Origin of the sequence: Prevotella conceptionensis 9403948 (genome assembly GCF_000312305.1) — a bacterium.
GTDB classification, from domain to species: domain Bacteria; phylum Bacteroidota; class Bacteroidia; order Bacteroidales; family Bacteroidaceae; genus Prevotella; species Prevotella conceptionensis.
In genome coordinates this window covers 423181-427282 of record NZ_HE999443.1, presented here as the reverse complement: position 1 = coordinate 427282, position 4102 = coordinate 423181, and the positions used below count along the sequence as shown (strand labels likewise).

Here is a 4102-nt window from a genome sequence, read left to right as displayed (position 1 = left end):
AATCATCTTATTAGTTATTTAGGGATAATTTTGCCTAGGTTTCTGTTCGTTCTGCAAGCAGTTGGTTCGGTTGGCGAAGGGTACATAGCGACTTGTCGCAGCTGTATCACAGTTTTTAAGCCTTGCATCGCCTGCTCGCCATGCTTTTGTTTCGAACACGGGGTGTGGTTTTTGGGTGGTTATTCCCCTTCGTTTTCGCATGGCTTTTCCAGCCATTCTCAGCGTAACAAGTGTTGTTTTCGTGCCTGTTTGCTCTCGTTTACGATGGCTTGTTTGCACCATTTGCGCGCAAAAAGAAAGGAAAAGGAGCGAAACAACAGACTTTTCGGTTTGCAAAAAGCAAGTTGTAAGCCCTGCCTTAAACCCACAATGCCCCAAAGATACGCCTTTTCTTTGTGTTTTGGGCTATTTATATATTTATTAACAAAGGGCGTGGGCATTGGCCCATTCCTCTGAAACGGCGAGAAACAACAAATGAAGGGCAACCTCAAGGGGTTGTATGTGGTTGAACAAGACTGCGGTTCTAGGCATTTTTTCGTGTTTATAGTTCAGCGAGTTCGCCCCCTTGTTCGGTGGGTAGTGGCTTTGAAACAGTAGACCGGACATTCAATACAGCCCATACAATGCCCAAGAAAGCCGAACCACCCGTTGCGATGAGCATCGTTAAATTCTCTACTCCATTATTATACAAGAGGAATCCTGTGCTTCCTAAACAAACAATCACTGCAATAATGGCGCAGGCGATTGACGCCTGGAACTTCTTTTCTCGCACAACTGGGGCCACGCCAACCATCGCCACAACAAACACGCAATACTTCATGGCCATGAATAGGCTGTTAATGACTATGGCTACACCGCCATTAGGGTCGAAGTTTGAAAGCATTTTGTTGAACACAAACCCATAGGCAAACTGCACAAGAAGGATAGCAAGCAGCCCTATTGGCAGCATTAAGACCCATCTGAGGGCGGGATGTAGCTTGCTTACTAGTTGTAATTCGTAGCTGTCGTCAATCTCCAGCTTGCTCTTCTTTTTCTTTTTAGTATCCATTTTCGGTATTTTATTATTGGTTAAACATCATCTTTGCGTTGGTTTTCGATACCCGAAAGAGCCTCTATACTTATGGTTCTGCGGCGTGGGACACCTTATTATATAAGGTTGGTGCTACCCAGAAGTGAGCTGTTATGCGCGGTCGAGGATTTGAATCTGTTACACATAGGCTATTGTCTCCTACCTGCAATGAAGCGGCATGCGCTAACTAACAATCGTTTTACAGCGCAATCCAATGCTCTGGAAAGATGTCGGGCACATTCCATGTAGGCTCAGCAAACCATTGTTTGGGGTAAATGGCGATGGCCGACGAACCTTTTGAGAGGTAGGCACCCCAAAAACTGAAAGTGGAATTGGCGATGATGTGCCCCTTGCAGAGCGACATGAGGTAGAGATCGGTGTGGTCGGGTTGCGCCTGAGCATGCTCAACGAACACGCAATTGGGCAAGCTGAGGCTCTCTTTGGCCCACTCCATGTCGTCGGAGAAGACGAAGAAACGCGATTCAGGATGGCGTTCGCGAACGGCAACAGCGGCCGAGAGGTAATAATGAACCGAGCAAACGCCGAAATTAGACTTGTTGGCTGGCAGCAAATAGTCGCCTCTGCGTACATGAACGCTTACGGCAAAGGGCGTTGTTTGTATCTCTTCGGCATAGTCGAGCTGCTCAAACGGGCGGAAATTCAGTATCTCGGCCGCATTGGTAATGTACTGTTTGTGCTGCGAATAGTCGTCGATTAGTACGGCTCGTGGGTCTTCTTCGCGATAAAGACGCTTGAAAAGATGTAGCCTGCGCAACGTTTTCAGCACCATTACCAGCAGTTTTACGCGCAACGGCTCGTTGGGTAACGTTATGTGGAAGGCTTTATCGAGCCACACACCACCGTGTTGTTTGGTGCGGCGACGGTCGTAGTGTAGGTAAACGCCATGGTTGTTGTGCCTAAGCAGGCCGTGATAGCGGCAATATTCGAAGAGTTGGTTGCCCAACCCACCTTTAATACATACTATTTTCATCGTAGCGGCAGATGTTTTAGTTTCCTCGTTCGGCCCAATCGCCCCTATCGAGATTTCTATAACTAATGGCCTCGGCCAGATGTTGCGACTTAACGGCTTCGCTTTGTTCGAGATCGGCAATGGTTCGCGCCACTTTTAAGATGCGGTTGTAGGCTCGTGCCGACAGACTTAGGCGTTCCATAGCCGTCCGCAGCAACTCAATGCCTTCTGCATCGGGCTCGGCAAATTGGTGAATCATGCGCTCGGTCATCTGCGCGTTGCTGTAAATGCCCTTTACTTCCTTAAAACGCTGCTCTTGCATGTGCCGCGCACGGATAACGCGTTCGCGTATTACGGAACTCGACTCGCCTTGAACGGCCTGCGAAATGTCCTTAAACGGAACGGGCGTTATTTCTACTTGAATGTCAATTCGGTCGAGTAACGGACCGCTTATCTTGTTCATGTAGCGTTGTATCTGACCAGGCATGCACACGCAGTGGTGAGTTGGGTCGCCATAATAGCCACACGGACAAGGGTTCATCGAGGCAACGAACATGAAAGAGCAGGGATATTCGATGGTGTATTTGGCGCGCGAGATGGTTATCTTGCGGTCTTCTAGTGGCTGTCGAAGTACTTCGAGGGTGGTTTTGTTGAACTCCGGCAACTCGTCGGCAAACAAAACGCCATTGTGCGCCAAAGAAATCTCGCCCGGTTGGGGCGTTGCACCACCGCCAACAAGGGCAACTTCGGATATGGTATGGTGCGGCGCACGAAACGGACGCTGCGAGATAAGCGACATGCCCTTGCCCAATTTGCCTGCAATGCTGTGTATCTGCGTGGTTTCTAGGCTCTCGCCCAGCGACAACGGCGGCAAGATAGAGGGCAGACGCTTGGCCATCATCGACTTACCTGAACCTGGCGGTCCCACCATAATCAGGTTGAGAGAACCAGCCGCGGCCACTTCCATAGCGCGTTTAACGTTCTCTTGACCACGAACATCAGCAAAATCGAGGTCGAAACGGTATTGTTGCTCATAAAATTCCTTGCGTGTGTCGATGACGGTAGGCTCGAATTGTGCTTTCCCCGAAAGGAAATTCACCACATCGACGATGTTTTCCATGCCATAAACATCGAGGTTGTTCACCACGGCTGCCTCGCGAACGTTGGCTTTTGGAACTAAAAGTCCCTTAAACTTCTCGGCTCTGGCCCTAATGGCAATGGGCAATGCGCCTTTGATGGGCTGCAAAGTGCCGTCCAAACTCAGTTCGCCCACCATCATGAAGTCGCCTAGATGGTCGGTTGGCAGCTGACTATCGGCGGCTAAAATGGCGATAGCCAAGGGCAAGTCAAAGCTACTGCCTTCCTTGCGGAGGTCGGCAGGTGCCATGTTTACGGTGATGTCTGCCCGTGGGAAACGCATGTTGTTGTATTGAATGGCCGACGATATGCGGTCGCGCCCTTCGCGTACGGCCTCGTCGCCAAGGCCTGTGAAGTGGTACAACATGCCTTTCACGAGGTTCACCTCCACGGTAACGGTGGTTACGTTCAGCCCGTTTACCGCTGCGCAGTAGGTTTTGACAAGCATAGGTGAATGTTTTTCAGAGCAATTTGTCGAGTCGTTCTTTCAATTGGTTGGCATCAAGGTCTTTGGCTACTATCTTTCCGTTCTTCAATAGGATGTTGAACGGCACACTATAAACCCCTAATTTCTTGGCAACGTTGCCCTCAAACATCGCCCCGTCACAGATGTTGGGCCACGAAATGCTGTCGCGTTCCAAGATGTCTTTGCACTCTCGTTGAATGGGATCGATGCAAAGGCCCACCGCTTTCAGCTTACCTTTGGAGCTACGCACCTTTTGATTGAGCATGCGTTGCAACTCCATGCTCTGCATGTTGGTGGTACTCCACACGCTGAACACGGCCACGGGTGCCTTATTGCATAGTTGCTCGCTAACCTTTTCGCCTTTTGTCGAACGTGCTTGGAAAGGCGGCAGCGATGCGCCCACAGCGGTTTTGGCAAGAACGGAGATAAGCGACTGCATGCGGTTAAGCTCGCCATTCTT

4 protein-coding genes are annotated in these 4102 nt (G+C 50.0%); all 4 read right to left on the bottom strand.

Annotated features, from left to right (window positions below; all coding sequences use genetic code 11):
• Nucleotides 1-541 precede the first annotated feature (541 nt).
• The gene (locus BN93_RS01530) at nt 542-1048 is read right to left on the bottom strand and encodes a hypothetical protein (RefSeq protein ID WP_019186593.1); all 507 of its coding nucleotides are present in this window, start codon (nt 1046-1048) and stop codon (nt 542-544) included.
• Between the two features lie 220 nt (nt 1049-1268).
• Nucleotides 1269-2060, bottom strand: coding sequence for an alpha-1,2-fucosyltransferase (locus BN93_RS01525; protein ID WP_019186592.1), 792 nt, complete (start codon nt 2058-2060; stop codon nt 1269-1271).
• 16 nt (nt 2061-2076) lie between these two features.
• The gene (locus tag BN93_RS01520) at nt 2077-3624 is read right to left on the bottom strand and encodes a YifB family Mg chelatase-like AAA ATPase (protein WP_019186591.1); all 1548 of its coding nucleotides are present in this window, start codon (nt 3622-3624) and stop codon (nt 2077-2079) included.
• Nucleotides 3625-3637: 13 nt separating this feature from the next.
• Nucleotides 3638-4102: TlpA family protein disulfide reductase (locus BN93_RS01515; protein WP_044259380.1), on the bottom strand; the 465-nt coding region annotated here is incomplete at its 5' end.

Excerpts from the sequence above, each read along its gene's own strand:
- BN93_RS01525 (WP_019186592.1), bottom strand. The coding sequence starts at position 2,060 with ATGAAAATAGTATGTATTAAAGGTGGGTTGGGCAACCAACTCTTCGAA.
- BN93_RS01530 (WP_019186593.1), bottom strand. The coding sequence starts at position 1,048 with ATGGATACTAAAAAGAAAAAGAAGAGCAAGCTGGAGATTGACGACAGC.
- BN93_RS01520 (WP_019186591.1), bottom strand. The coding sequence starts at position 3,624 with ATGCTTGTCAAAACCTACTGCGCAGCGGTAAACGGGCTGAACGTAACC.